At 40.5% G+C, this 26,084-nt stretch carries 23 protein-coding genes; 11 read left to right on the plus strand and 12 right to left on the minus strand.

Annotation, left to right across the window (positions count from 1 at the left end; genetic code table 11):
• Window positions 1-266: 266 nt before the first annotated feature.
• Window positions 267-1,136, minus strand: a complete 870-nt coding sequence (locus CL667_07185) for a hypothetical protein (protein MAL17478.1) — start codon at window positions 1,134-1,136, stop codon at window positions 267-269.
• 679 nt (window positions 1,137-1,815) lie between these two features.
• On the opposite strand from CL667_07185, the gene CL667_07190 reads away from it, so the two are divergent.
• Complete coding sequence (locus CL667_07190; protein ID MAL17479.1) at window positions 1,816-2,385, plus strand: hypothetical protein; 570 nt, start codon at window positions 1,816-1,818, stop codon at window positions 2,383-2,385.
• A 23-nt stretch (window positions 2,386-2,408) separates the two neighbouring features.
• Here CL667_07190 and CL667_07195 read toward each other — a convergent pair whose 3' ends face one another.
• Window positions 2,409-3,239 carry a permease gene (locus CL667_07195; protein ID MAL17480.1) on the minus strand — a complete coding sequence of 277 codons (831 nt, stop codon included), beginning with the start codon at window positions 3,237-3,239 and terminating at the stop codon, window positions 2,409-2,411.
• Between the two features lie 25 nt (window positions 3,240-3,264).
• Window positions 3,265-4,512, minus strand: coding sequence for an iron transporter (locus CL667_07200; GenBank protein MAL17481.1), 1,248 nt, complete (start codon window positions 4,510-4,512; stop codon window positions 3,265-3,267).
• Window positions 4,513-4,810: 298 nt separating this feature from the next.
• Here CL667_07200 and hemN point away from each other — a divergent pair, with 298 nt between their 5' ends.
• Together hemN and CL667_07210 are read left to right on the plus strand one after the other, a co-directional pair.
• Complete coding sequence (hemN, locus tag CL667_07205) at window positions 4,811-6,166, plus strand: oxygen-independent coproporphyrinogen III oxidase (protein ID MAL17482.1); 1,356 nt, start codon at window positions 4,811-4,813, stop codon at window positions 6,164-6,166.
• An 84-nt stretch (window positions 6,167-6,250) separates the two neighbouring features.
• Window positions 6,251-7,525 carry a hypothetical protein gene (locus CL667_07210; GenBank protein ID MAL17483.1) on the plus strand — a complete coding sequence of 425 codons (1,275 nt, stop codon included), beginning with the start codon at window positions 6,251-6,253 and terminating at the stop codon, window positions 7,523-7,525.
• On the opposite strand, the gene CL667_07215 is transcribed toward CL667_07210, so the two are convergent.
• On the minus strand, window positions 7,503-7,859 hold the full coding sequence (locus tag CL667_07215) for a hypothetical protein (GenBank protein ID MAL17484.1): 357 nt from the start codon (window positions 7,857-7,859) through the stop codon (window positions 7,503-7,505). The two genes, CL667_07210 and CL667_07215, sit on opposite strands and share 23 nt — an antisense overlap.
• 115 nt (window positions 7,860-7,974) lie before the next feature.
• Here CL667_07215 and CL667_07220 point away from each other — a divergent pair, with 115 nt between their 5' ends.
• The gene (locus tag CL667_07220; GenBank protein ID MAL17485.1) at window positions 7,975-9,012 is read left to right on the plus strand and encodes an LLM class flavin-dependent oxidoreductase; all 1,038 of its coding nucleotides are present in this window, start codon (window positions 7,975-7,977) and stop codon (window positions 9,010-9,012) included.
• Window positions 9,013-9,022: 10 nt separating this feature from the next.
• Here CL667_07220 and CL667_07225 read toward each other — a convergent pair whose 3' ends face one another.
• The 3 genes from CL667_07225 to CL667_07235 form a co-directional block, all read right to left on the minus strand.
• Window positions 9,023-10,189 (minus strand): hypothetical protein, encoded by a 1,167-nt coding sequence (locus tag CL667_07225; protein MAL17486.1) that lies wholly within the window; start codon window positions 10,187-10,189, stop codon window positions 9,023-9,025.
• Window positions 10,190-10,302: 113 nt separating this feature from the next.
• The gene (locus tag CL667_07230; GenBank protein MAL17487.1) at window positions 10,303-11,166 is read right to left on the minus strand and encodes a hypothetical protein; all 864 of its coding nucleotides are present in this window, start codon (window positions 11,164-11,166) and stop codon (window positions 10,303-10,305) included.
• A 112-nt stretch (window positions 11,167-11,278) separates the two neighbouring features.
• Window positions 11,279-13,039, minus strand: a complete 1,761-nt coding sequence (locus tag CL667_07235; GenBank protein MAL17488.1) for a hypothetical protein — start codon at window positions 13,037-13,039, stop codon at window positions 11,279-11,281.
• Between the two features lie 112 nt (window positions 13,040-13,151).
• On the opposite strand from CL667_07235, the gene CL667_07240 reads away from it, so the two are divergent.
• Window positions 13,152-13,367: a hypothetical protein gene (locus tag CL667_07240; GenBank protein MAL17489.1), complete on the plus strand. Its 216-nt coding sequence runs from the start codon at window positions 13,152-13,154 to the stop codon at window positions 13,365-13,367.
• Between the two features lie 24 nt (window positions 13,368-13,391).
• On the plus strand, window positions 13,392-13,772 hold the full coding sequence (locus tag CL667_07245) for a PIN domain nuclease (protein ID MAL17490.1): 381 nt from the start codon (window positions 13,392-13,394) through the stop codon (window positions 13,770-13,772).
• Between the two features lie 3 nt (window positions 13,773-13,775).
• On the opposite strand, the gene CL667_07250 is transcribed toward CL667_07245, so the two are convergent.
• From CL667_07250 to CL667_07265, 4 genes are all read right to left on the minus strand, one after another.
• Window positions 13,776-14,078, minus strand: a complete 303-nt coding sequence (locus CL667_07250) for a 4Fe-4S ferredoxin (protein MAL17491.1) — start codon at window positions 14,076-14,078, stop codon at window positions 13,776-13,778.
• Window positions 14,075-15,400 carry an electron transfer flavoprotein gene (locus CL667_07255; GenBank protein MAL17492.1) on the minus strand — a complete coding sequence of 442 codons (1,326 nt, stop codon included), beginning with the start codon at window positions 15,398-15,400 and terminating at the stop codon, window positions 14,075-14,077. The genes CL667_07250 and CL667_07255 overlap by 4 nt, the downstream gene beginning before the upstream one ends.
• Before the next feature lie 78 nt (window positions 15,401-15,478).
• Window positions 15,479-16,453, minus strand: coding sequence for an electron transfer flavoprotein subunit alpha (locus CL667_07260; GenBank protein ID MAL17493.1), 975 nt, complete (start codon window positions 16,451-16,453; stop codon window positions 15,479-15,481).
• A gap of 81 nt (window positions 16,454-16,534) precedes the next feature.
• Complete coding sequence (locus CL667_07265) at window positions 16,535-17,305, minus strand: electron transfer flavoprotein subunit alpha (protein MAL17494.1); 771 nt, start codon at window positions 17,303-17,305, stop codon at window positions 16,535-16,537.
• Between the two features lie 240 nt (window positions 17,306-17,545).
• Here CL667_07265 and CL667_07270 point away from each other — a divergent pair, with 240 nt between their 5' ends.
• Complete coding sequence (locus CL667_07270; protein MAL17495.1) at window positions 17,546-18,121, plus strand: hypothetical protein; 576 nt, start codon at window positions 17,546-17,548, stop codon at window positions 18,119-18,121.
• A gap of 2 nt (window positions 18,122-18,123) precedes the next feature.
• Window positions 18,124-19,662 (plus strand): hypothetical protein, encoded by a 1,539-nt coding sequence (locus tag CL667_07275; protein MAL17496.1) that lies wholly within the window; start codon window positions 18,124-18,126, stop codon window positions 19,660-19,662.
• A 21-nt stretch (window positions 19,663-19,683) separates the two neighbouring features.
• On the opposite strand, the gene CL667_07280 is transcribed toward CL667_07275, so the two are convergent.
• Window positions 19,684-20,610: a DUF4835 domain-containing protein gene (locus tag CL667_07280; protein ID MAL17497.1), complete on the minus strand. Its 927-nt coding sequence runs from the start codon at window positions 20,608-20,610 to the stop codon at window positions 19,684-19,686.
• 111 nt (window positions 20,611-20,721) lie between these two features.
• Here CL667_07280 and CL667_07285 point away from each other — a divergent pair, with 111 nt between their 5' ends.
• The 3 genes from CL667_07285 (at window position 20,722) to CL667_07295 (ending at window position 26,079) form a co-directional block, all read left to right on the plus strand.
• Window positions 20,722-21,453, plus strand: a complete 732-nt coding sequence (locus CL667_07285) for a hypothetical protein (protein ID MAL17498.1) — start codon at window positions 20,722-20,724, stop codon at window positions 21,451-21,453.
• Complete coding sequence (locus CL667_07290; GenBank protein ID MAL17499.1) at window positions 21,453-23,516, plus strand: hypothetical protein; 2,064 nt, start codon at window positions 21,453-21,455, stop codon at window positions 23,514-23,516. The genes CL667_07285 and CL667_07290 overlap by 1 nt, the downstream gene beginning before the upstream one ends.
• A gap of 127 nt (window positions 23,517-23,643) precedes the next feature.
• Complete coding sequence (locus CL667_07295) at window positions 23,644-26,079, plus strand: hypothetical protein (GenBank protein MAL17500.1); 2,436 nt, start codon at window positions 23,644-23,646, stop codon at window positions 26,077-26,079.
• Window positions 26,080-26,084 lie beyond the last annotated feature (5 nt).

Genomic DNA, 26,084 nt, shown 5'->3' on the forward strand with positions numbered 1-26,084 from the left:
TCAAAAAATCATAGCTATCCTATAATCCTGCTAATCAGGGTTCAAAACGGATGCATTTACTCTCGTCACGGTGCTCTTCTCCGTGATGCCCTTCAGAGGCTCTGCCTCAAACTAAATTCATAACACCCCAATTAGCCCAAACGCCAGTTTCCCGTGGCTGGAATGAGTCGGTGTCCCCTCATATCGCTTCACTGAAAGCTGGAGCAACGTAACCAGAATGAAAATACACTTGTTAAGAGGGAGGATTTCGGGATGAGTATAAATGATTAAAACCTACTGCATCCCGGCTGATAATACTCTTCACTTAGTTCACCATAGAGAAATAAATCTGGATTCTCAAAAATCGAGCGTTTAGAAATCTTATTCCTTTCTTCAGGATCTAAATAGAGCTCGGTTCCATCTTTTGAAACAAAACTGCTGCTGGTATTAACAAAGGTACAGGGTTCATAGAAATCGTTCGCAGAGGCAACTTTTTCAACACCTGAATCTATACTTACCAGATAATACTCTTGACTACAGGTTTCGAGGCAATTACTTATAAGCAGTGAATCATTATTCACCCAGGTCAGATCATCAAAATTGTTGCCTTGGATTTTATAGTTAGCGCCATCTGCCCAGTTGTTCGAATTCTTTAACAGAAGGCTAATTTTGACTTCACAGCTTGGAGTAGTTTCAACGATCGCTAATTTATCACCACTGTGCGAGGGTAGTACATAAAATGATTGAAAATCACCCACTTTATCAGGGCATACGGCTTTTTCTGTCGGCTTAAATGTCTGTAATATTTCACCTGTTTCACTATCAGCCAAAGAAAATTTATCATCATGCCCTCCAAATAAGAGATACTGTTGTGATTTCATATAAAACAATTGGACGGCTTGCCCTTGAATGTCAGGCACTAGTAACGATTTAGTTTGAAGTTCACTATCCATCATATAAATACTGAAAGAGTGATTGCGAGAAGTGCCTCCGGTCGGCCAGTGGTCTTTAAACTCTGAGCTACTTAGTATATATGCAATACCCGAGTTGTCATCACTCCAAACCGCACCATTAATCTGAATTCTATTATTCCAAGTACCGCAAGAAATCAGAAAAAGGATTATAAACAGAACAATAAGAGTAGTTTGTTTCAGCATTTCATCACCCAGTGTATTTAAGTAAGAAAGGAAACTTTATTCTATATGTTAATCACTGGATACATTGAAAACAACGAACGAACAGGTAAAATACGATTGACCGGTTTTTGAATAGAATTCTGTCCTGCACCGTGCCCCAGACAACAGGACCCTATCTCTGTCTCTTTCCCTAACGTTCGCTTGCATTAAGCCGCTCACGCCAAGGGAAAGAGAACGCCTTGGTCACAGCTTGGCAGGGCATTGTTGTTAGATGTTAACGATTTAACCTCGTTGCGAAGGTCCATCTTCGCAACGGAGTCGGTGAAGCTCCAGCTTCTGATGTCTAATCTATAATCTATGAACCTGAACGTCAGCACTAGAGCTGGAGCTAGGTAATTAGTATTGACATGATATAGCTTCCTTGTTACGTTCCGACGCGGAGCAGTCGGAACGAGAGTCAAAAAATCATAGCTATCCTATAATCCTGCTAATCAGGGTTCAAAACGGATGCATTTGAGACATGCCCCATTTTTTCTCCAATCCGTGACCAACCGAACAATCCATGTCATACAAGTTCCATCTCTTACGGTTTTTAGAACTTTTGTGGCAAATTAATATCTCGAAAAAGGAATCGAAAAAACTCACCTTTTGGTTTAGCAAGTCTTAACTTTGTCTTGCAAACATATAGAAGCAATTAACCATGTCTGAAAAATTTACGCTGCCGGAGTCATCTCGAATTCTAGAACAAATTAGTGCGAAGAAAGCCATTGGCTTAATCGCCGGACTCAGTGTAATAGCTGTTCTGCTCCTCTTTTGGCTGATCTATTTTAAAGAAGGAGCTGAGGCACCTGTTCCGTGGATAAAGAATTTGTCAGCTGTAAATGCTGCGCTGAATTCTCTGAGTACGATCTTTCTTTTATTAGCTTTTCGTGAAATAAAGCGCAGAGATTTCCAAAAACATATGCGTTTTAATCTTGCCGCTTTTGTGACCTCTTCATTATTTCTGGTCAGCTACGTAGTGTATCATCACTTTGTGGGAGATACCAAGTTTATGGGAGAAGGATTTATTCGTCCTATCTACTTCTTCATATTAATAAGTCACATTGTGCTTTCTGTTTTTGTAGTCCCGCTGGTTCTTTCAAGCTTCTACTTTTCGTTGAGCGGGAAATTTGAAACCCATAAAAAAGTATCACGCTGGACATTCCCCATCTGGTTGTATGTCTCGGTTACCGGAGTGATTGTTTTCTTTATGCTGAAAATCTGGGGATAGAGAACAGATTGTCTCAGATTTGTTCAACTTCCTCCCGGCGTTGCTCCTCCAGCCATCAAATAAATCCCTAAAGCTATAAGCACCAGCGCCAGTGATACTTGTAATTTACTGGCTTTAATTCGTTGTGCGATGTACCACCCGGATATGGTTCCTATTAATAATGGAATGGTCAGAAATAATGCGAGATACCAGTCAACGGCTCCATGAATCATATAGCCTACCGTAGCAAAGCCAGAAATAAATATGGATTGAACCTGAGCGAGGGCGACCGACAATAACATCGGCACGCCTAATACGACCATCAACGGCACGGCGAGTACGGGTCCGCCAACACCCAATAACCCTCCGGGCAATCCCACTGCGAGTCCAACGCCAGCGAGTCCCAGTAATCCCTTTGTAGAATCAATTTGTAATCGACTATCTGGTTTAAGTTTTTTTTTCTGTCGATATAAGATGAGCAGCCCGGTAAATAGAACAAATAGCCCTAGTAGCACAGCAAAGGCAGAGGCATTTAATAGAGTATTGATTTGAGCTCCGGCAAAAGCTCCAATAACAGAAGTGAGGCTTAAAATACCGGCGGCTTTACCCGCTACTTTCCCTTTCAGTTCTCCGGATCGGAGATAACCAAGGCTACCAACTATTCCAGTTGCAATGAATGTAGCACTGGCTGTTCCTGCAACTGTGCTGGGATCAAGAGGGAGCATCGCAAATAGGGCAATGGTCACAAATATCCCTCCCGGGCCAATGGTTGTGATACAAATTCCACCCACCAGTGCAATGATGAGCAAAAGGATCATAATCTCCACGCTCATTGTGGTCACTGCTGATAAAAGTACGCTGAGAAAAAAGCTCATCTATTCCAGGTAGCGTTGTATATATTTATGAAAACATACCGCCAAAGATAGCCGATAAGACACCTTGCACAGAATTTATTGCAATGTATCCAGAAAACAGTACAAGCATGAAATTGGCGGTATTCAGCTTCCAAGAGTTCGTATTTTCGCCCATCAGTTTTTTATCGTTCATAGCCCAGAATAACAATGCGGCTGTTATGGGGAGGCCAAATACTCCATTATAAGCGGGAAAAAGTGTAATCATTTCCACAACACTGAGACCGGTTACGTTGGCGACGAGTGGAGAAAACATCCCAATCAAAATACCTCCAGCAAAAATTAGCTTGAAGCTTTTGCTTGTTCCTTCTTTATGATCGATGCCCCGAGCTTCCAGAATCATATAGGGAATCGTCCACATAATCGGGACAATACTATTGAAGGCGGCCGCGATAACCCCAATCAAAAATACAATCATTGCCCAGCGGCCCAGTACAATTTCGAGCGCTTCACCCGGAGCCACAAAAGTAGTAAGTTCAGTATAGCCAGCCGGACGTAATACTGCTGCAGATACAATGATAATCGCTACCGTAATCAAACCTCCAACGGTGTATCCCATGGTGAGATCGGTGCGCATGTTCTTGACGTGTTTGTCGCTGTTCCAACCTTTGCGCTTAACTAGAATAGATTCCAGGAAAAAATTAGGCCATAAAGCAGTTGTACCTAAAATAGCAGCTCCCAAAAGCATAGCTCCGGTATCTGGTATGGATGGAATAAAGCCTTTTGCGACTTCAGTCATTTCAGGTCCGCTTGCACCGGCTACTACCAAATAAAGTATCAGCAGTAAAAACATCATTCCAGTCATTACTTTTTCTACATAACCATAGTGCAGAACTCCAACAATGATGGCTAGGATACCCGTTACAACGGCCAATGGTTGCCAGCTCACAGCTCCGCCCGTGAGTACTTCAAAACTCATTCCAACTGCTGCAGTGAGGGCGAGAGTCCAGGCAATACAACCCACGGAAAGGAATAAGGCAAGTGTTAAAGCTCCGTTTTTACCGATTTTTTTTCGGATGAAGGTCATCAGGGTGTCTCCATAAATGCCGAGCCGTGCACTCATATCTTGCGCCATAAAGCCAAGAAGCACAGCTCCGATTACGGCCCATATTAAGACGTAGCCATATTCCACGCCGGCCTGACTCGCTATAAAAATGGAACCACTACCAAAGTAGCTGGCCACCATGATGAACGACAGTCCATATTTGTCAAAAAAGTTTGCAAAGAATTCCTTCATGTATCAGAAGTGGTTAAAATATTCGAAGAGATTTTTATGAAGTAATAGACTTAGAGCATGCGCAAGGAAGGGAATGTGTAGTACTTAATCCTTCAATTAGTAAACAAAAAATGCAGCAACGCTTATATAAAAATGCTAAAGCCGAGCCAATGGTAAGGATTTAAAGAGTAAGTCCGAAATGAAAAACCCTCAATATGGAAGATCTGAGGAGGTTTTTATGTTTTTTAAAATTTGAAAGGTCATTTCACGAAATCTTAATAAACAACCGGTATCATCATTTTCGAAAAAACTATGAGAAATGATGAATACCCAGTTAATCAGAAAATACAACGTACCGGGTCCGCGCTATACCAGTTATCCAACAGTTCCCTATTGGGATGAATACGGAATAAGGGCTAAGGATTGGAAGTCTACATTAAATAGGTCATTCCTGGATAGCTATGCAGAGGGAATCAGTCTTTACATTCACCTTCCGTTTTGTGAAAGCATGTGTACGTTTTGCGGATGCCACAAACAGATTACAAAAAGGCACGATGTTGAGGATCCTTATATAAAGACTATCCTAAAAGAGTGGCAGCTGTATCTTGATGTTCTTCCGCTCACCCCACAAATCCGTCAAATACATCTTGGCGGGGGCACACCTACTTTCTTTAGTGCATCAAACCTGGAGCGACTGATAAGTGGAATTCTGGATCAAGCTGAACTTTGTGATGATTATGAATTCAGTTTTGAGGGACATCCAAATAATACCACTAAAGAGCATTTGCAGACTTTATATAATCTGGGCTTTAGGAGAGTGTCTTATGGAGTGCAGGATTATAACCCAGAGGTTCAATTTGCCATCAATCGCATTCAACCCTTTGAAAATGTAAAGAGGGTACAAGAATGGTCCCGGGAAATCGGGTACACCTCAATTAACCATGATTTAGTTTTTGGGTTACCCCATCAAAGTCTGGATAGCGTAAAGCATACGATAGAGAAAACGAACGAGCTTCGTCCCGACCGGATAGCCTTTTATAGTTACGCCCACGTGCCTTGGATAAAAGGAAACGGGCAACGGGGGTTTAATGATAATGACCTTCCAAAAGCGGATGAAAAAAGAGCGCTTTATGAGCTCGGTAAACAAATGTTTTTTGATCATGACTACCGTGAAATCGGGATGGATCACTTTGCGCTGCCTTCGGATTCTTTATTTGAAGCCATGACCATCAAGGATCTGAATCGAAACTTTATGGGGTATACCGCAGGCTCAACAAAAGTACTAATTGGGTTGGGCATGTCGGCCATAAGTGATAGCTGGTATAGTTTTGCGCAAAACGAAAAGAAGCTCAAAGATTACCAGTCCAGAGTTGAAGAAGGGGAGCTTCCCATTTTTCGAGGTCATTTACTTTCGGATGAGGACCTGCTTCAGCGTGAGAATATTATGAACATGATGTGCCGTTTTCAAACAGAGTATTTGGGAGATCAGTATCTATTTGAGGAAATCAGGGAAAACCTGCAGGAGCTTGAAGAAGATGGTCTGGTAGAAATTATGGGTAGAAGAATCACCTTAACGGAAGAAGGAATTCCCTTTGTTCGGAATGTTTGCATGGCTTTTGACCGTAAGCTTCATCAAAGTAAACCTGAGAAAAAATTGTTTTCCCAAACAGTATAAATGCTCCATAAACACCAATCTTCATTCAACCTTAATGAAATAGCAGTATTGTTTTAGGGTGATTTAAAATGAATAGAGTATCTGATGACAACTTTAGCTAAAAATTCGGGAATCTGGCAATGGGCCTTGTTTAGTTTCGTACTGGCCGGTTTGACAGGTTTTGTTTTCAGAATGGGTTTTGTGTTCCCGCTGCCTGAGTTTCTGAATTTAGAAAATATTCGCCATGCTCATTCTCATCTTATGTTTTTTGGATGGGCTTCTTTACTTCCTTTATACTTTATCAAACTAGACATTATATCCGGCTACCATGCAGCGCTTGGAGCACGCCTGATGAAGAATTCACTTTGGTGGATATTGATTTTTGGGATACTCTCTTTTCCGGTATTTCTCTTGTTTGGGTATCAGTCAGTTTCCATAAGCTCAACTTCTTTGCCTCTGGCCGTTATTTTTTCCGGAATGGTGATGTTGGGCTGGTATGGATTTATGGCAGGGTATGTGATCACTAAATTCAAAAAGAAAAATTTTCAGGCTAACATCTTTTATGAAGCAGCACTGGTAATGTTATTCATATGTTCTTTAGGAGCTTGGTCGGTTGGCGGAACGCAAATCTTTGAAATCGGCGGGCCACTATTGCCAAAGGCGTTAACACATTTCTTTTTAGCCAATTTTGTAGAAGGCTGGGTGATTTTGGTGTTAATGGGTTTCATTAGCAAAGCATTAGCCATGAAAGAGGACGATTTTGTGGTTTCACCAACGGCTCTTGTTGCATTAATAGCGGTAGGGGCACCGTTTACCTTCCCCTATGGATTTTCAGAAGGACTCATCAATTTTGATTTATCCGTTGCTGCACGAACAGGCGGGATTTTAATCGCTGAAGGAGTTCTACTGTTTGCTTATTCTATAATTCGCACCCACCGGAATCATATTTCCTTATGGATATGGCCTATCATTTTTCTTGTATTGAAATCTTTGATGCAAATAACGGCATCTGTAACCCCAATGGGGATGTGGTTAGCTGACCATGGGGTTCGAATTCTATATCTGCACACTACCTTACTTGGGGCTTTATCTACCGGAATAATTTGGTTTCTGTACCAAATGGTATCCATGAAGAGAATATATTTTTATGCGGTTTTGATTTCAATAGCGATGCTAATAGGCAGCCTTGTATTGCCAACCAGTATTTTGCCGGTTACTTTGTTTGGAGCATGGGTTTATAAAATATTGGCTATAGTCGCTATTTTCCCTGTAATCGCAGTTCTCTTCTTTTGGCTCAAGTTGGGGACAATCGTAGAGCAAGAACATCACCCCAAGCATCCCAAGGACATACCTTCTATTAGGAGAGAAGCTGTTCTATAAACTCCTTAAGAACAACAGTACTGTTATACTCTTCATCTTTTGAGGCATATATAAAGGTGATGGTTTCTTTTTGTTCTGCCAGCTTGATTAGTTTTTGAATGTCTTCAGACCCATATAGTTCTTTACGATATCGATCTTTGAATTCATCCCATTTGTCAGGATCATGATTAAACCATTTCCTTAAATCATGGCTGGGAGCAACCCCTTTCATCCACTGATCCAGTTTTGCCCGTTCTTTGGAAACTCCCCGGGGCCAGAGTCGTTCAGTGAGAATGCGATATCCATCCTCTGAACTGGCTTCTTCATATACACGTTTTGTTTTGACGGTAACCATACCCTTAATATGTTAAATCAAGTTGATCAATGAAATCAATACAGATGAGATTCTTTTTAGCTTAAATATCATTAGTTTAACATTGAACTAATTCAAAGTAGATAATCAGGTCACGATGGAATTTGGAATTTATACCTTTGTTGAAAACACTCCGAACGCTGAAACAGGAGAGACTCTTCACCCTGCTGAGCGGCTTCAGAACCTTATGGAAGAAATTGAACTCGCCGATGAACTAGGTCTGGATGTTTTTGCTATAGGTGAACACCATAGAGAAGAGTATGTCTCGTCTTCGCCGTCCACATTATTGGCTGCAGCTGCAACGCGCACCAAAAACATTCGATTAAGCAGTGCTGTAACGGTGCTGGGTTCGGAAGATCCGGTGCGGGTTTATCAGCAATATTCTACCCTTGATTTACTTTCGAAGGGGCGGGCTGAAATTATGGTGGGTCGTGGATCTTTTATCGAGTCATTCCCACTCTTTGGTTATGACCTGCAAAACTATAGTGAGCTTTTCTCAGAAAAGCTTCAGCTGTTAATGGAAATTCGGGAACAAGAAAATATCAGCTGGCAAGGAAAATACCGTCCTTCCATTGATGACAGAGGAGTTTACCCAAGACCGTATCAGCAGAAAATACCGGTATGGAGAGCGGTTGGAGGAACCCCTAAATCAGCCTATGAAGCAGGAGCAATGGGAATGCCAATGGCGATAGCAATTATTGGCGGTCAACCGGCGCAGTTTAAGCAAATGGCAGATTTACATCGCAGGGCTGCTCAAGAACACAATCAACCCAAACCTGCATTGAGTATTAACTCGCATGGTTTTATAGCAGAAACAACTCAGAAAGCAGCTGATATTGCATTTCCGGCATTTAAGACTACGATGGATAAAATTGGTAAGGAAAGAGGGTGGCCGCCAATGAGCAGGCAGCAGTTTGATGCTTCAATTACTTTGAAAGGAGCGAACGTGGTTGGAAGCCCACAGGACATTATCGATAAGATCATTTATCAGCACGAGATATTCGGTCATGATCGGTTCCTGCTCCAGATGAGTGTTGGAAGTGTTCCTCATGAAAAGCTTTTACGCTCTATTGAACTCTTTGCCAAAGAAGTTGCACCTGCAGTAAGAGAGAAATTGGGAACACCTGTTCAATAACGCAGGCTAATTACTTATTGAGTTCCGCTCTCCGGTTTTTTAGCTCTTGAGAAGCCTTTGCATAACCGCCATCGGTTCCATCCACAAAGTGGATATGGTCCTTCTGATAGCTTTTAACATAGCAGGTAACCATTGCTGCGAATGATGAATGTATCCCATAAGCTAATTTCTTGTTCTGAAAAAGATTGTCCAGAAACTTGGTTAGTTCCAAGCGTTGCTTAATGGTTCCTGAAGCTACAAATCGGAGTCCATCTCCAAATTTCTTGTAGTCTGCATGGCGTACCAAATCCGGTTTATAATCTCCCCAATCTGTGGCAGATGTTTTCTTTTTAAATTTCATCAGGTAAAGACCTGTAACTAGCTGAAAAATCATCATGCCAATGTGTTTCAGCTTTTTTATAAGGGTAGGAGGCTGTGTTCTTAATTTCCATTCAACCCCAAGTGATATTGGGTTCGTGGTCATCTGCAACTCACTTTCCCTGATGGGGTGGAAATCATCTTCAGTACCGTAGATTTCTTCTATCTTTTTAAAGCATGCTTCATAAATATCAACGGTCTCATTTTCGTTCTCACCAAAAGCCTGAATTATATATGCTGCTACTTCATCTTTGTTGCTGGGAACCTGACTCCACCTACATTCTAGTCCGGAAAAATCGGCTTCTATCGGTGTAACATCCTTAAGTCTGTCTTCCTCCTTAATAAGGGTTTCAGCAAAAGTAACTCCACTTCCCCAAAATATGGTTTGGTCGATAAATTCGGATAATTGTAATCGTGCTACGCTAATTTCATGACCTCTTTCTCGCAGTTCTTTTATAGATACTAATCCAATGGCCATTTCTAAATCATAAGCATCTTTTACGGCTTTCTTACAGAATGCGAGTATTCCTTTAATATCGTCGATATCTTTATTGGGAAGTGCGATGAATGAGCCGTCACCCCCAAACAAATAAGGCAGTAAATTTTCTTTCCCATAGAAATTATTGAGAGCTGCTATGATGGAAGCCCCAGCCATATTTACTTCCTTATATTTACCCATTCGAATGGCGTCTGTTGAGTTGCGAATATCGGCTAAAGCTAGATACCAGTCATCGGGAAGTGGGGTATAATGAGTGTGATTTGAGACTTCTCTGAAAGAAGGAACAATGTTTAAGCTTTCGTAAAATTCTGTGGTGTTCATGAGTTCTAGAGTGACAAATCAGTGTGAAGCGCGGCGAAAAGGTAGTTTTTATTATGCCATAAAAAAAGCCTGCTTCAAAAGAAGCAGGCTTCAAGATTTAATATCTAAAGTCTTTATTTAATCAGACTTGTATTTTCCAGTTCAATTGTTGATTCGAATTCGAACTGTTCACCATCTTCTAGTTCAATGCCTTCAACTAATGAATCAGCATAAGCATCGTTAGTTGGGGCGAATAAAACATCATATGTGTTGTCATCAAGACCAACCAGGCTAAAGTTGCCATTTTCTTCATTTGGCTGTGTACCAACGGTGTCTTCACCTACTATAGCGTAGACCCATGGTTCAGCTTCTAATGGAAGAACGGTACCAGAGATGCTTGCTTGTTCTTCTAAATCTACCGTTCTGAGAACCGGTCGTAAAATATATCGGTCATTTCCGGTAACTGTGATAGATTGAGAAGCATCAAAGTCGATAACAAGATCGTATACCTGACCTTCTTCAACATCTGCCTGCACATTCAGTTTATAACCGGATTGTTTTGCGCTCGGAGTTACAAGGGCGTATGTTTCGCCATCAATAACTACTGTGTTATCGTCGCCAAGCATGAGGCGAATTTGGTTATATCTGCCGGCTTCAAGTTCAGTCTGGCCGAGGTCAAGCGTAGCACCGTTTTGATAATCTAAAAGATTAACGGTCATGGAATTATCCATTATAGAATACCAGCCGTTCTTATCATCGTCACCGTCTTCATTGCCTTCCCCGTCCTCATCAGGTTCTTCAGCGTCTTCGTCTTTATTAACTAATACCTGAGTAATTTCAATGTTTACCTCATCATATGCTGCCGGAGCATCGGTGAGGGAAACTTGCATTGTACCGGTACCAGATCCACTGTTGGAGCTACACGCTGTAAATGCAAATGAGGTGACCAGAATGGTTAATATTGATAAAAATCTAAACTTCCTTATTAAATACTGCATTAAATAAAATCTGTTTGTTCGAGTTCACTAATTGAAACAAGCCTAAGCTGATAATGTTTCGTATTTTAGATTTTATTATTTAAACAAATTTAGGATCATTATAAACAGTAATTTAACCAGCTCCTGCAGAGGCGCCACCACCCGCAGTTCCTGCAACGGCTCCGCCTCCTGTAGCCCCACCTCCGGCCGAAATTGTTCCTGTAGCAGCAAGGTTACTGAACGAAGAAGCAATAGTAGTTGGGGAATTGTTACTTCCGGGAAGAATAACCATCCAGGTTATTAAAGATGCTGCTGCCTGATTCTGTTCAAACATCTGTTCGATATTTGATTTACCCAGACCAAAGGCTATCCCGTAAATAAAGTGTAAACCAAGGTGGTTGTCAGGTATTGAGTAATCTTTGGCATTTTTTAAAGCTTTGTGATAATTCTTCCAGGTTTGATAAAGTTCTTCTCCTTTAGGAGTTCTTCGAACAATGACCAGAGATAAAAGACAAGCTATTAAGCACCAGATAATGGATAGGCCTACAACCGGATGAATAAGAAAAATCCCAACTGCTCCACAAAGCATAAGTACAGACTGAAGCCCTAGGTTCCAATACATTCCCAAATAGCTTGTGTCGTCGATCCAGCCTCGGTCTTTTCCAAATTGATTAACCATGGATTGCCATTCCCGAAACCACTTGGATACTTTGGAATCACTGTATTTAAAAATATCCTTGATGTTATGACCTTCACTCTCAATTCGTCCTTTAAGAAAATTCAGGAAGTCTGATTCCCAATTAACCATATTGGGTTCAATTTCTTTATCAGCTAAATGAATGCTGAATTCAGATTCTTTGGATGAAAATAATCCCTCCTCAGGCTCTTCTTCTTTTAATTGGAGATAACCTCTTCGTGCTAAATCGAGTAAAGTAGCTGTTACATGGCCACCGGTTACATTTCTATGCATAAGTAACCAACCTATGGCAGCCGGTTTTTGATTTCCCGGTATCATCAGGCTTTCATTTCGGGAGAGATTTATTCTGTGTCTTGATCCATATTTACGATAGAAATAGATAAAACAAATAATGCTCAATCCCACTAGTATGACAATTACTTTAACACCCAGATTTATTAGCCGTTCTTCCTCAGCCTGTGCCAGTATTTGTTCTTGGCGGTAGCTTTCTTCGTCATTTTTGGCCCATGCTAAAGAAAAATCAGGGTCACTAATGCTGATTGCATTTTCATTAAAAACTGAAGTGGGGAAGACGGTTCGAATGATGACTGCTTGGTTTTTGCTGATTTCTGTACCGCTAAACCGAAATCCATTATCTAAAGTAAAAGACTCCATTGCCCAGGCAGGCTCACGAACCCAAGAGTGTAAGTCAGATTTTTCTACAGTCTCGGGAAGCTGAATGACAATGGAATAGTTATCTGTAGATTTATTTCGATTATCTGACGCATAATTCCAGAAAAATTCACTCCATTCGGGTCCAATGGTAATGGCTCCCTCAAGTGTATAGGAAACTGAGAAAGTACGTTCTTCATCTTCAGCGCTATAAAACCATTTAATGTTGTAAGAGTTATCGGATTCCTCAACCAGAAAGGAGCCTTCCTCTTCTGTGTTCAAGTTGATGAAGTCGTTATTACTCTCGGATACTCTTATATCTCTGATAAAAGAGGATGCAGTTTTAGCAAGTTCGTAATTTGCCCACGAATAACTCCCATCAAAAACATAAGTGAGATGCTCGGTGATTCTGATTGTACCGTCAGGATTGACCGTGACTTCAACTTTTATGGTAGGAATTTCATATTCCTTTGCCTCCGAAAAAGAAGGATAGAAGGAGAGTAATAAAATCAGGGAAATGGTGATAAAAAAGGGGAGTTTTTTCATAGCTGAATTCTTTCAGATTTTATCAAGGATAGTCATTCTGTTCATCTACTCAAAAAAGAAAGCAGTTGTTACAGGCGTTGACATACAAACATAAATATGATAGTATTCTCGTATGAGAACTTCCGTAGATATTCCCGACGAAATAATGAAAAAAGCTAAAATTAAAGCCGTTGAAGAGGGTATAAGCCTTAAGGATTTAATTATACGCAGCCTTAAGAACGAACTCGAATTGAAAGCGAAAACGGCAGGCACTCCCTGGAAAGATCTGAAGGGTAAAGGATCAACAGCAGATCTTTCTCCTGATAAATCAGGATTTTCAGATTTCTAAATTCCATCGCAAATCGGCATAGAAATGATTGTACTTGATACCCATATTTGGTTGTGGTGGCTGCTTGATGAGGGAGCTCTCACAGATGATGAAAGGCAAACACTTGATGAGGCCGCAGCTGCAAAAGAAATAGCGATATCAGCTGCGTCTATTTGGGAGGTGGAATTGCTCGAAAGAAAAGGAGCCATTCAGCTTCAGCCTAACTTAGAAACGTGGATTGAGCTGGCTACAAAACCTGAAGTGTGTAAGGTAATTCCAATTCAAAAAGAAGTGATATTGGCTCAAAAAAAATTACCGGACAATTTTCCGGATGATCCCGCTGACCGACTAATTGTAGCTACTGCACTTCATTATGAATATGGCTTAGCGACTAAAGATAAAACGCTTCAGGAATTGGGATTCTGAAAATTACCCAAAGTTCCAGGTCACGCCACGTCCAATCTCAGGATCCGGATAATTCCAATCTACAGCTCCCTGATCACAAGCATACATGCACGTACCACATTCGATGCAGTCTTCAACCTGAAAGTGAACCTTGCCGTTATCATCCATAGTGTAGCAGTTTGCCGGACAAACGTAGGTTGTACATTTATGGGGACAGGTTGAGTTGCAAATATCCGTGTCGACAATAATATGTGCTTTAATCTCAGATTTGGCCTGATTTCGATAGCTAACTAATCCAAGTCGTTCGCTTAATTTTAAGTTTTTCATAACGATTTTCCTGCTTTAAATCCGAGTTTCGCTAATTCCCAAATAGATGAATGTCTTTTGATAGCACCTTTAATCATATCTCTTGATTTCGGAGTCGGCTCATTTTTGATGGTGAAGAATTGACGCCCAAAATCACAAACCAAATTCGGTACTTTTTGCTGCATGGTTTCTGTGTGTAGCAGATGAACAGCATCCTGAAAGCCATTGATATCTTTCATTACATAGCTTTCATCCATCACTTTTCGGTACTCTTTTAAAGTAGAAGAAGTGAAGTCACCTTTCTCTTTAGCTTTCACAATAGTTTCAGCAGCCAAAATGCCTGAGCGCATAGCATAATCCATGCCTTGAATGGCTTTACCTGCGTTCATCAATAAATTGGCAGATTCACCGGCCAGCAGAATTCCATCTTTATAAAGTTCTTTTGGCATTGCACGCTTATCACCAGAAGAAACTACATGAGCTGAGTACTCAACAATTTCCCCATCCTTAATGATATCAGCGATAGTAGGGTGCGTTTTGAAATGATTCAAAATATCATGCGGACTTTTCTGCTTGTCGCGCATGTCTTTAATGCCAAGTACAAGGCCAAGAGAAATGGTATCACGATTGGTATATAAAAACCCGCCGCCTTCAACGCCATCGGTAGCCCAGCCCACAAATTCATTGCTCATTCCGCTGAGTCCGTTGAGCTGAAATTTTTGTTCCAGCACTTCCTGATCAAACCGAATAATTTCTTTGATTCCGGTTAGCATATGATCGGCCGGAACGTATTTATCCTGAAGGCCAACTTGCCGGGTTAAGAGATTATTTACGCCTTCAGCTATAATTACTGAGTCTGCATGGAACTCATCTTCTCCGGTTTTGATGCCAACAGCTTTGTCGTTTTGCATCAGTACTTCGTCAACCTTTATATTGGTTGCGATGAAGGAATCCATAGCATAATCAGAAGCATCAATTGCTTCCTGAACTTTACCGGAAAGCCAGTTATCAAATTTTGAGCGTAATACTACAACTCCGGAATAAGGAGACTCATCAAAATGCGAGGATTTAAAATCCAAAGAAAAAGTCGATTGCTCGTCCATAAAGGTAAGCCGGCGGTGATTTATAAATCGCTCCCAGCCGCCATTCTCATCTTCCCAATAATTTGGAACGAGTTTAGCAAGGTCACTTCCCCATAACACTCCACCTGAGACATTTTTAGAACCGGCAAATTCACCGCGCTCAATCAGAAGGAATTTCATGTTATTCCGAGCGAGCGTCATTGCAGCAGCTAGTCCGGCAACGCCTCCGCCAATTACTATACAATCAAACTTTTCGTCCATGAGTAAAATTTTAAATGTTGAATTTTAAATGTTAAATGAGGTATAGCCCATTTAACATTCAGCAATTAACATTAAACATTAGTTTTTGATTTTTTTGATTTCTTCGATGAAAGGAGGGAGTATTTTGTATAAGTCTCCAACAATTCCATAATCAGCGATTTCGAAAATAGGGGCGTCCGGATCCTTGTTGATGGCTACAATCACTTTGGAATTTGCCATACCGGCCACATGCTGTATTGCACCAGAGATTCCAACTGCGATATATAGTTGAGGAGATACGACTTTACCTGTTTGGCCAATTTGCAAACTTGGGTCGTAAACACCTGCTTCTGTTAGTGCTCGAGAAGCTCCAATTCCGGCATTTAGAGTGGATGCTAATTCTGAAATCAGGTTTTGGCCTTCTTCATCTTTAACTCCACGTCCGGCTGCTACAATAGATTCTGCTTCATTAAGGTCAATAGTGTCACCAGAGGCAGAAATGATTTCTTTAAGGGTAGATTTGAGTTCAGACTCATCCATGTTGAAGTCGATGTTCACGACTTCAGCTTCTGTAGGATTCTCAGCTAGTTCATAAGAACCGGAACGGACGGAGACTAATACTCTATCGCCTTTAGCTTCATTCTGGGCTATTATTTTAGCTGCCATTACCGGCCGTTTAGCTTTAATTCCGTCGTCTGTAAGTTCAAATTCAGATACATCCGGCAAAACTGCTGCATTCTGATTTGCGGCCAAGGCACCTAATATATCTTTTGTGCCTTCCGTAGAAGCAAATGCTACAACAAAAGGATTTGCTGCCTCCATTACATTAGCAAAAGCTTTCAGCAATGGTGTGTTCATGTGGTTTTTGAAAATAGGATCTTCAACGACATAGATTTTAGAAGCCCCATATTTCTGAACGCCTTCAACATAAGAAGATGCTTTTTCGTCAATAATAACAGCTTCCACAGAATGACCACCTGATTCGGCTAAAGCTTTGCAATGAGATAAAACTTCTAAAGACGATCGTTTTATTTTGCCGTCTGAAATTGCGATGTGAGTTAAAATAGTGCTCATGAATAGTTCCTTTGAATCGTAAATTTTGACTTATGGATCAGAGTTTTTGTATTCAAACCTCTAATCTATCATTTCTAATTTCTAAAGTACGTTAGACTTGGTGTCAAGAAGTTGTGCTACTTCACGGGCTATTTCATCCGGTTCACCCTCAAACTTTTCACCTGCTTGTCGTTCTGGCTTTTCCTCATACCCCAAAACATTGGTATTAGGGGATAATGCATCTTCATCTAAACCCATAGAAGAAAGTTCAATCTGTTCAACAGGTTTCCGTTTGGAAGCCATAATTCCTTTTAAATTTGGAATACGCGGTTCGTTCATATCATTTGAGCATGTAACTGCACAAGGTGTTGGGAGCTCGATCATTTCCTGTCCGGAATCACCCTGACGTTTAACAATCAGTTTTCCATCTTCAGCTTTCAAGCCAACCGCATTTGTTGTGTAGGGGAGGTCGAGTAATTCAGCAACCATACTTCCAGTTAATCCTGAATCAGTATCCTGCGATTGTTTTCCAAGTGAGATTACATCGTACTCTTTATCTTCGAAAAATTTGCCCAGGATTCTAGCATAGGTTCCTGAATCATACCTTTCATCACCTGATGTTTGAATGTGCGTTGCTTTATCAGCTCCCATAGCCAAGGCCTTACGAATGGTTTCTGACGCTTTAGCTGAGCCGATACAAACAACTTCAACCTCGCCACCGTGAGCTTCCTTAAGAACCAATGCTTCCTCAACAGCGGAGGCGTCGTAAGCATTAAGGATCATTCGGTCAGCATCTTGAATTAATTGCCCGTCTTTAATTTGCAAAGGTGCGTTAACATCTGGCACCATTTTAATACATACGTAAAATTTCATTCGCTAAATTTTTAGTCTTCTAAAATTAAGTTATGGAACCGCTTTTTTGGGCGCCTAATATACAAAATTGGATTAGTAAATGTACGGATTCAAATACTCTTTTTCTGAATCTTAAGAATTAAATCCAATTGTCATTCTTATAAAAAAGATATCTGACGAACCATTCCACATTTTAAGTTAAGATTATTTTTCAAAGACCGATAAGCTGGTGGTAAAGTATTTAATGTCAGCAAAGGACCGATGAAAAAATTGGGATCAATTTTACTGCTTCTGTGCGTCTGGATATTACCTGTTAGTATCTTTTTGGCATTCTCACATTCTGAGCAAGCAACCCCGCTTGAAGGCAGTGTAGTGACTTCAGATGGGTTCCTTTCAGATTCACAAAATACGGTAGAGGTTGTTTTTTTTGGATATGCTGAATGTGCTTTTATATGTCCTACCTCGGTATCAAAACTAGCGGATGTGATTTACTCTATCAAAGAAGATGATCCAGAAGTAAAGCTTGGGGGTTATTTCTTGGATGTAAATGCTGCATCACAACTAAATCGAGCTCATCAATACAGTCAATTTTTCTCACCAGATATCGTAGGCGTAAATCTCAATAAGCAAGAACTCAATCAGCTTAAGAGAGATTTTGGGATTCAGGTAAAAGATAATTTGGCAAAGGACGGAGAAATAAACCATACCGATCATTTTTACGTGCTTACTGAACTAAACAAAAATTGGAGTATTCATAAAGTGATATCCAATGATGTAAGCACGGAAAAACTTCAGCAAATTTTAACAGAAATCATTTCAAATAGATCAATAAAGTGAAAATGAACAAATCAGGGAGTGGATTATTATTACGATTATTTCCAGCATACGATAGCCGACTATCAAATGGTGTGCTGAGAGGGCTGAGCAATTCGTTTATCGATACTGACCGATTTATGATCAAATTGTTGGCTCTCCACTGGGTAATTGCAGCTACTATTACAGCAATTCCATACAGTACTTATCTATTGGGAATTGTTGGTGGCGGGGTGATTTTTGGAGTAGCCTTTTTAGCTTTTCGTATTAATCCCGGCTCAGTTTGGAGTAGGATGACAATTGGCGCTGCGCTCATGGCTTTTTCAGTTTTATTCATCCAGCAGAACTTGGGTAAAATTGAACTCCATTTTCACATTTTTGTGGCTCTCGCATTTTTACTTAGATACAAAGATATCGCGCCTGTATTAACGGCAGCGGTAACCATTGCTGTACATCATGTGCTGTTCAATGCGGCTCAAATGTATGAGCTTAGTGTTGCAGGAACTCCAATTATGGTTTTTGATTACGGTTGTGGTTGGGATATCGTAGCGCTACATGCTGCATTTGTAGTTGCCGAAACTTTGACAATCGCTCGAATAATCATAAGCCTTACAGATGAGTACATTAACAATGCTGAGGTATTTGATATTCTAGATGACTTAAATGATTCTGCCCGGTATACCAGTCAAGCAGCAGACTCCATTTCTAAATCTGGACAACAGCTGGCAATCGATGCTTCTGATAATTCTCAGGCGGTCGTTGATTCCAACGAATCGATCGAAGAAATGAACAAGAGAATTGTAGATTTAAATGATAAAACCGGAATTGTGAAGAATAAGGTAGATGCAATTTCTTCTAATTCCGCGAAGATGAATGAATCTATGGAAGACCTGAAAAAATCGAGTAGTGATATTTCCAAAATCACTCAGATTATCGACAGTATTGCCTCACAAACAAACCTTTTAGCTTTAAATGCTGCTGTTGAAGCTGCACGTGCAGGTGAAGCTGGGAAGGGATTTGCGGTGGTTACTGAAGAGGTTCGTGTTTTGGCTCAAAAGACAGCCTCATCAGCTACTGAGATTGAAAAAATGGTTGAGGAAAATATTTATAAAGCCGAAGGAGGCACAAAAGTTTCCAGCCAAATATTTAGTCAAATCAATGAGCTCAAAGAATGGATAGAGACTGTACTTGAAAGCAGCGACGCTCAAATTGTACACTTAGATAATCTTAAGAGCACCATTCAGCGAATAGCATCAACGACAGAAAGTACTTCGGGAGCCGCGCAGGAAAATGCAGCAACAGCCGAAGAGTTACAGGGGCAAATTCACACCCTGAAAACATCGATAGAAGAGATTAATAAAAAAGTAGCTGGGCAATCAGATGCCGTGATAAACAATTCAGATCCACACCATCCTTATATAAAAGAGGAGCTAAGCCAAAAATTTGTATATGCAAATGGTGACCTTGATTTAGGTTCTACAAAGACGACTCGGACTTCGTTTGGTGAAGGACAATTATCAAATGGAAATGGATATACGAACGGGAAAAATGGTCACGGACACTAAGTGAATTTTGCCGGCTGAGTACTAATTCTGTAAGCTTTCGTATTCAGATAAATGACCCTGATCGGTTTGTTGTAGCACATCATATGCTTCAAGCCTGACAGCGGTTTCAGCTTCATCGAATATGGCGGCAATTTCCCGGGATTTTGTATCAAAGAAAATGTCGAATAAATAGTTGCTGGTAGATCTTCGCTTAACTTCTTGAATGGATTTCAAAGCAGTTAAAATTTCTTGTCGCGCTTTTTTGGGTTGATCTACAAATTGATCTAAACCGAGTCTGTGATATCTATAATAAGCACTTCTCAGCGGCTGGTAGTTTGTGGAAACTAAATCAGTTACCAAGGTATTTTTATTTCTGCGGTTATTGGTACTTCTAGTCCAGCCGACTACCGCCGTAGATTGAGCAAGGTTTACTATGTTTTGAGCTTTAACAAAGTATTCTTCACCTCCCAACTCAGAAAAAGTATCAAAGTCGTAGCCAAGCATCATGTAGCAATAGTAATCAATGAATCCCGTAATGGCTTCAAATTGAAGTTCGTCATGAATTAACGACTTGCCCTCAGGATAATTGAACTGCCAGGCATTATCACTTAACAAAACAGTTGTGGTGCGCGCCGTGGAGTTAAAGATCGGGCGTTCAACCTGAAACACTACCTCAGCAGAAAAAGTGAAGTCAGAGGTGCTGCTGGTCATCAAAATTTGAATTTGGCAGTTAATACGCTCTAGCTCTTCAAAATCTTCTTCTGTCCACTGGTAGTCATTGATATAGTTCTCGAGAGTGGGTTTTAAATTTTTGAGATATTCGAATGAAGACCCTTCAAGCTGGTCAGTATTAATTTCGACAACACATTCGAATTCCTGAGCAAGAGCTTGAGTGGGGAGCATCAAAAAAAGAATCCCACAAAAAAGGATCTGCTTTATTACTTTGAGAATGGTTCTTGTATAGATCATATTGTTGATTATAATAGCGCCCTAATGATACGAATACAACGCCTTCTATATAAAATTTCTTTGAGTTTAATTTTGGGATTGTTCTCCCTGCCGGCACATGCACAACTTAACATGGGGGCAAAAGGCCTGGGGATGGGACAAGCCACTACCGCACTTCCCGGTTACGACTGGTCCTTGTTTTCAAACCCGGCCTTAGCTAACAACGAACAAATTGCCGTAGGATTTTACGGCATCCGAAATTATGGCTTTGCAGAGTTAACTGATATGTCTGCCATCAGTACCATACCAACAAAGTTTGGAGTCACTTCTTTGGGATTTCACAGATATGGAGACAAGCTATTTAGTGAAACCCGTGCTCGGTTGGGGATTAAAAATGAATGGCGCTTGCTTCACTTTGGAGTCGCTTTAAATTACAGCCACATTTCTTTTGGGGAAGATTACGGAGCCGGTGGAGCTATTGGGGTTGATGTTGGTATTGCTGCTGAAATCACAGAAAGCCTGTGGGTAGGAGCGAAATCAACCAATCTAAATCAACCAAGCTATAAGGGGATAAGGGAAGACTTGCCCAGAGAAGTTGCGATCGGATTCTCTTATGGACTAAATGAGTTGGCATTGCTCGCCTTTGATGTTGTTAAGGATGTGAATTTTCCTGTTTCATATCGGGGTGGGTTGGAAGTTAAAATTATTGAAAACCTAAAAGGTCGGGTAGGTCTCTCAACGGAACCGCTGACCTATTCGCTTGGTTTTGGGTATGGCAACAACAGGTGGGATATCAATTTTGCTGTTCAGCAACATCAGGAATTGGGTCTGAGTCCGGGTCTGGATTTTATGCTATTTTTCTAATGAAAGTTAGAATTATATGCATATCGATCTTTAGCTTTTTTGGGGTGATGGCATTTTCAACTATCCAACTATATGGTCAGGATACAACAGCATCAAGTGTAGAAGAACAGCTTGAAAAGGCTTTCGAAGAATTGGATTCGGAAGAATCGGGTTTGGATGGTGAGCAACTGACCCAGTTTTTGGAAGACCTCGCAGCAAATCCGGTAAACATTAATAGCGGGGGTCTTGATGAATTATTGCAGGTTCCAGGAATAAACCTGAAAATTGCTCGGGCTATTATCGATTTCCGAAAGAATAAGCCTTTTGAAAGCAGAAACGAGCTGCTGGACGTTCGGGGAATCGGCGAGGCAACTTACCAGCGGATGTCGCCCTATGTTTCTATTGGCGGTGCACAAGATCAATTTCGTGAAATGTATATGAGGCCTGAATATTGGCTCGCCAACCGAAAGTTCGAGGTGTTTTCTCGATATCAACAAAACCTGCAAACAAGAGAAGGGTTTGAGGAACCCGATTCAGCCGGGGGGTATCTGGGGAATCCTGTAAAATATTATCAGCGATTTCGAATGACCACAAATCACTTGTCCGTCAACCTAACACAAGAAAAAGATCCCGGAGAGACTCTTCAAGGCATTACGGGTTTTGACTATAATTCCGGCCACTTGGCACTCACCAATAATGGAAAGCTTAAAGACTTTGTGGTTGGTGATTACAGTCTCAGCTTTGGTCAGGGATTAGTGTTATGGACCGGTGGTGCATTCGGTAAAGGTCGGGAAGTAACCGGCACCATCAGTAAAAATGAGCGCGGGATAAAGCCTTACTCATCCGCTCAGGAAACCGACTTTTTCCGAGGTGTTGCGGCAACCTATGGAGAGACTATTGAAGTTACTGCTTTTTACTCAAATCGCCCCAGAACGGCTTCAATAATTAGCGGAGATACTACCCGGTTTCCAACCTCAAGTGGATTTCATCGCACTATAAATGAGCAACAAAGAAAGAATAATATCGATCAGATGGTTGTAGGAGGTCGTGCAAGGGTTGATACGCCCATTGGTCTGATCGGTGCCAGTGGATACTATAATTCTTTCAGTAGCTATATTGCTCAGGGTACGTCTTTAAGTAACCTTTATGATTTCGAAGGTTCGGAGAATTCAGTATTGGGAATAGATTATAGAGGCCTGCTGGGGAATGCTTTTGTATTTGGAGAGATGGCCCGAAGTCAAAACGGAGGCCTTGGAAGTGTCGCCGGTGTTGAGGCCCCGCTGGCAGATAATACCGATTTGGCAATCTCGTACAGAAACTACCAGCGTGATTTTCAGTCCTTCATGTCCAGCGGATTCGGAGAACGATCATCATCCCCGCAAAACGAAGAAGGGTTTTATGTAGGATTACGGCATAATCTTAATCAAAAAGTAACCCTAAGTGGATATTTTGACCAGTACTACTTTGCTTCCCCCCGATTTGGTGCTACACAAGCTACTTCGGGTTTTGATATGTTAGGTCTGGCTGAGGTGTTTTTTAATTCACGATTAAATATCTATGTATTAGTAAGAAATGAAATTCAGGATGAAGCATATGTCCAAATAAACCCGAGGGGATCAGAAGAACTTTTCTTAGGGAAAGAAAAGAGAGCAAGTATTCGTACCAACTTCGAATATTGGGTGAGTTCAAGCGTTCGCCTGCGCTCAAGAGTTGAGTTTGTCCGCAACAAAGAAGCCGGTGCAGGTTGGGAATCAGGGTTTTTGATCTATCAGGATATACGAATTCAGCCCATCAACAAATTACGAATTGATGGCAGAGTTTCCCTTTTTGATACAGATAGTTTCACTACAAGAGTCTATCAATTTGAAAGTGATTTGCTCTACGTATTATCGAATACAGTATTATATGATCAGGGACAGCGGGCTTATGTAGCCATAAAATATGAAGCGGCTGAATTTCTTGATGTTTGGTTTAAGTATGGAATCACTATCTTTGAAAACACCCAGACGATAGGAAGCGGTCTAAGTGAAGTGGATGGGAATGTTAGAAATTCGATTGGTTTGCAGGTAAGATTACAATTATGAATGTATCTTATTTAAAAATCTTGAATTAACGATTCATATATTTTTAATTTCATGTTATTTGCTATTTTAGTGCGTCAAGAAATCAATTTATAATATTGGGGAAACTTAGGTTAGGGTTTTAGTAGCTATGAATGTCGGAAAAATATTTTTGTTGGGTCTTAGTATTGTTTTAGTGTCAACTACTTTGTATGCACAAACATCTGTACAACAAGAACTATCAAGTAGAAATTTAACGTTAGCTCAGGCTCAGCAATTAGCAAGACAGGCAGGTGTTAATCCAAATGATCCTAATCAGCTTGCTCGTGTTGCCCGTAGTCAGGGGGTTTCTGAGGAGCAAATCCAGGAATGGTTGGTAGATCTTAGGCTAAGAAACGGGGGGGATACTACAGATAGTCAATTTCAAGATTTAAGTGGAAATGCTACAACTTCCAATGATATTGTAGTTACTTCAGAATCGAGCCAAAATGACAAACCAAATACCTCAGCAAGTGCAGGAAATAGTAATCTTGAATATTTTGGATATAACATTTTTTCTGATACACCTGATCCCTTCAAGCCAAGAGCAGTAGGTCCTGTAGGGGATGGATATGTAGTTGGTCCGGAAGATCAATTGAGACTTACCGTTTGGGGGGCTACCGAGTTTCAGTATGAACTATTGGTTGATGTAGAAGGTAGACTCCTAATACCTAATATTGGTATGGTTACTGTAGCGGGGCAGAAATTATCTGAACTACGGGAATCGTTGAAAATACGACTTGGAAAAAGCTATTCTGGTTTATTAAAGAATCCACCAACTATTTTTATGGACTTGACGGTGACAAGACTACGCCCGATTCAGCTATATGTGTTGGGTGAAGTAAAAAACCCTGGGGGATATACAATCAATTATAATTCTAACATATTTAATATTTTATATAGTGTTGGCGGACCTAAAGTTTCAGGTTCTTTAAGAGATGTTAGAGTTATTAGGGATGGCCGGCAAATAGCTTCCATAGATTTGTATGATTTGCTTTTAAAAGGCACTGAGAATCAGAATATATCTCTACAGAATAACGACAGAATTTTTATTCCGCCAAGAAAAAGTAGTGTTTCTATTGAGGGGCAAGTGAAGAGACCAGCGATTTATGAACTAAATGAAGATGAAGATGTTAATGTATTGCTTGAATTTTCCGGAGGCATCAAACCGGAAGCTTATGGTGATCGTTTTCAGATAAGTAGGGTTATACCAATTGAAGAAAGACAGAATCCTAGTTTTGCCAGAGAAATCACTGACTACTCTCTAAAAGAAGTCTTAATGGGAGGGACAAATATTAAACTTTTTGATCAGGATAGGGTTAGGTTATTCAAAATTTCTGATGTTTCTGACGACTATGTTGAAATAAATGGTCAGGTAAATCAAGCAGGAACATATGAGCTGTCTGACGACATACAGACTGTTAGAGATTTGATTATTGCCGCAGACAGTTTGCAAGACGATGCATTTTTTGGGAGAGCGTTACTGACACGAACCTTAGATGATTCAACCACTGAATTATACAATCTTGAACTGGATGAACTCATGCAAAATGAAAATTCCAGTTTCAATATGACTCTTCAAAAAAGAGATAATGTCCAAATTTTAAGGAATACTGTTGAACTTATAGATCAGCGATATGTAAATATTACAGGCGAAGTAGTGAATCCAGGACGATTCTCGTATAGTGAAAATATGACCCTGGAAGATTTGATTTTAAAGGCCGGTGGATTCAGAGAGGGGGCTTATATTGGTGATGTTGAAATAACAAGAACTGAAAAAACAAGCAATAAATCTTTAATCGCAAGCAAGCTTACACATGAGTTAGTTTCTGATTCAGATAAAAAGGATGATTTTTATTCGGTGGAATATTTTTGGCCTATGCTAGATAATGCCAAAGAATTTAATTTAACACATAGAGACCAAGTTTATATAAGAAAAAATCCAAGGTTTAAGGAACAGCAGTTTATAACCTTAGAAGGAGAGGTTGAATTCCCAGGTGTTTATACAATTCTTTCAGAAAATGAAAAATTGTCAACAGTTATTCAGAGAGCAGGTGGGTTAACAAATGAAGGATATGCTTCCGGAGCACGTCTGAAAAGAGGTAACCAAGAAGTAATTATCGACATGGATGAATTACTCAGAGGTGACAGAACGCAAGATATATTTGTAAAGTCTGGTGATACTGTTCGAGTCCCCAAAATACCTAATACCGTTCTTGTAACAGGAAATGTAGCTTTAGATGGGTTTATTAAATACAAGGAAGGAGAAAAGCTTACCTATTATCTGGATCAGGCTGGAGGCATGCAACAAGATAGCTATAAATATGTTCAGCTAACGCAAGCTAATGGCGCAATTTATGAGGTTAAAAGAAGAGGGCTTTTCAAAGACAATCCTACTGTTGAAGATGGAGCACGAATTAATGTAATATATGAAGCGCCTGAGCCTGAAGGTGCAAAGCCTGATGCTGGAGAGATACTACAAAAATCGGTTGCTACATTAACAAGTGCATTAACTATTATTATTCTCGCAGAAAGGGCTTTTAATTAATGAGT

The sequence above is a fragment of the Balneola sp. genome (assembly GCA_002694685.1).
GTDB lineage: Bacteria > Bacteroidota > Rhodothermia > Balneolales > Balneolaceae > Gracilimonas.

Excerpts from the sequence above, each read along its gene's own strand:
- CL667_07185 (MAL17478.1), bottom strand. The coding sequence starts at position 1,136 with ATGCTGAAACAAACTACTCTTATTGTTCTGTTTATAATCCTTTTTCTG.
- CL667_07220 (MAL17485.1), top strand. The coding sequence starts at position 7,975 with ATGGAATTTGGAATTTATACCTTTGTTGAAAACACTCCGAACGCTGAA.
- CL667_07190 (MAL17479.1), top strand. The coding sequence starts at position 1,816 with ATGTCTGAAAAATTTACGCTGCCGGAGTCATCTCGAATTCTAGAACAA.
- hemN (MAL17482.1), top strand. The coding sequence starts at position 4,811 with ATGATGAATACCCAGTTAATCAGAAAATACAACGTACCGGGTCCGCGC.
- CL667_07265 (MAL17494.1), bottom strand. The coding sequence starts at position 17,305 with ATGAAATTTTACGTATGTATTAAAATGGTGCCAGATGTTAACGCACCT.
- CL667_07260 (MAL17493.1), bottom strand. The coding sequence starts at position 16,453 with ATGAGCACTATTTTAACTCACATCGCAATTTCAGACGGCAAAATAAAA.
- CL667_07230 (MAL17487.1), bottom strand. The coding sequence starts at position 11,166 with ATGCAGTATTTAATAAGGAAGTTTAGATTTTTATCAATATTAACCATT.
- CL667_07290 (MAL17499.1), top strand. The coding sequence starts at position 21,453 with ATGAAAGTTAGAATTATATGCATATCGATCTTTAGCTTTTTTGGGGTG.
- CL667_07225 (MAL17486.1), bottom strand. The coding sequence starts at position 10,189 with ATGAACACCACAGAATTTTACGAAAGCTTAAACATTGTTCCTTCTTTC.
- CL667_07250 (MAL17491.1), bottom strand. The coding sequence starts at position 14,078 with ATGAAAAACTTAAAATTAAGCGAACGACTTGGATTAGTTAGCTATCGA.
- CL667_07240 (MAL17489.1), top strand. The coding sequence starts at position 13,152 with ATGAGAACTTCCGTAGATATTCCCGACGAAATAATGAAAAAAGCTAAA.
- CL667_07255 (MAL17492.1), bottom strand. The coding sequence starts at position 15,400 with ATGGACGAAAAGTTTGATTGTATAGTAATTGGCGGAGGCGTTGCCGGA.
- CL667_07280 (MAL17497.1), bottom strand. The coding sequence starts at position 20,610 with ATGATCTATACAAGAACCATTCTCAAAGTAATAAAGCAGATCCTTTTT.
- CL667_07210 (MAL17483.1), top strand. The coding sequence starts at position 6,251 with ATGACAACTTTAGCTAAAAATTCGGGAATCTGGCAATGGGCCTTGTTT.
- CL667_07295 (MAL17500.1), top strand. The coding sequence starts at position 23,644 with ATGAATGTCGGAAAAATATTTTTGTTGGGTCTTAGTATTGTTTTAGTG.
- CL667_07200 (MAL17481.1), bottom strand. The coding sequence starts at position 4,512 with ATGAAGGAATTCTTTGCAAACTTTTTTGACAAATATGGACTGTCGTTC.
- CL667_07285 (MAL17498.1), top strand. The coding sequence starts at position 20,722 with ATGGGGGCAAAAGGCCTGGGGATGGGACAAGCCACTACCGCACTTCCC.
- CL667_07195 (MAL17480.1), bottom strand. The coding sequence starts at position 3,239 with ATGAGCTTTTTTCTCAGCGTACTTTTATCAGCAGTGACCACAATGAGC.
- CL667_07215 (MAL17484.1), bottom strand. The coding sequence starts at position 7,859 with ATGGTTACCGTCAAAACAAAACGTGTATATGAAGAAGCCAGTTCAGAG.
- CL667_07235 (MAL17488.1), bottom strand. The coding sequence starts at position 13,039 with ATGAAAAAACTCCCCTTTTTTATCACCATTTCCCTGATTTTATTACTC.
- CL667_07275 (MAL17496.1), top strand. The coding sequence starts at position 18,124 with ATGAACAAATCAGGGAGTGGATTATTATTACGATTATTTCCAGCATAC.
- CL667_07245 (MAL17490.1), top strand. The coding sequence starts at position 13,392 with ATGATTGTACTTGATACCCATATTTGGTTGTGGTGGCTGCTTGATGAG.
- CL667_07270 (MAL17495.1), top strand. The coding sequence starts at position 17,546 with ATGAAAAAATTGGGATCAATTTTACTGCTTCTGTGCGTCTGGATATTA.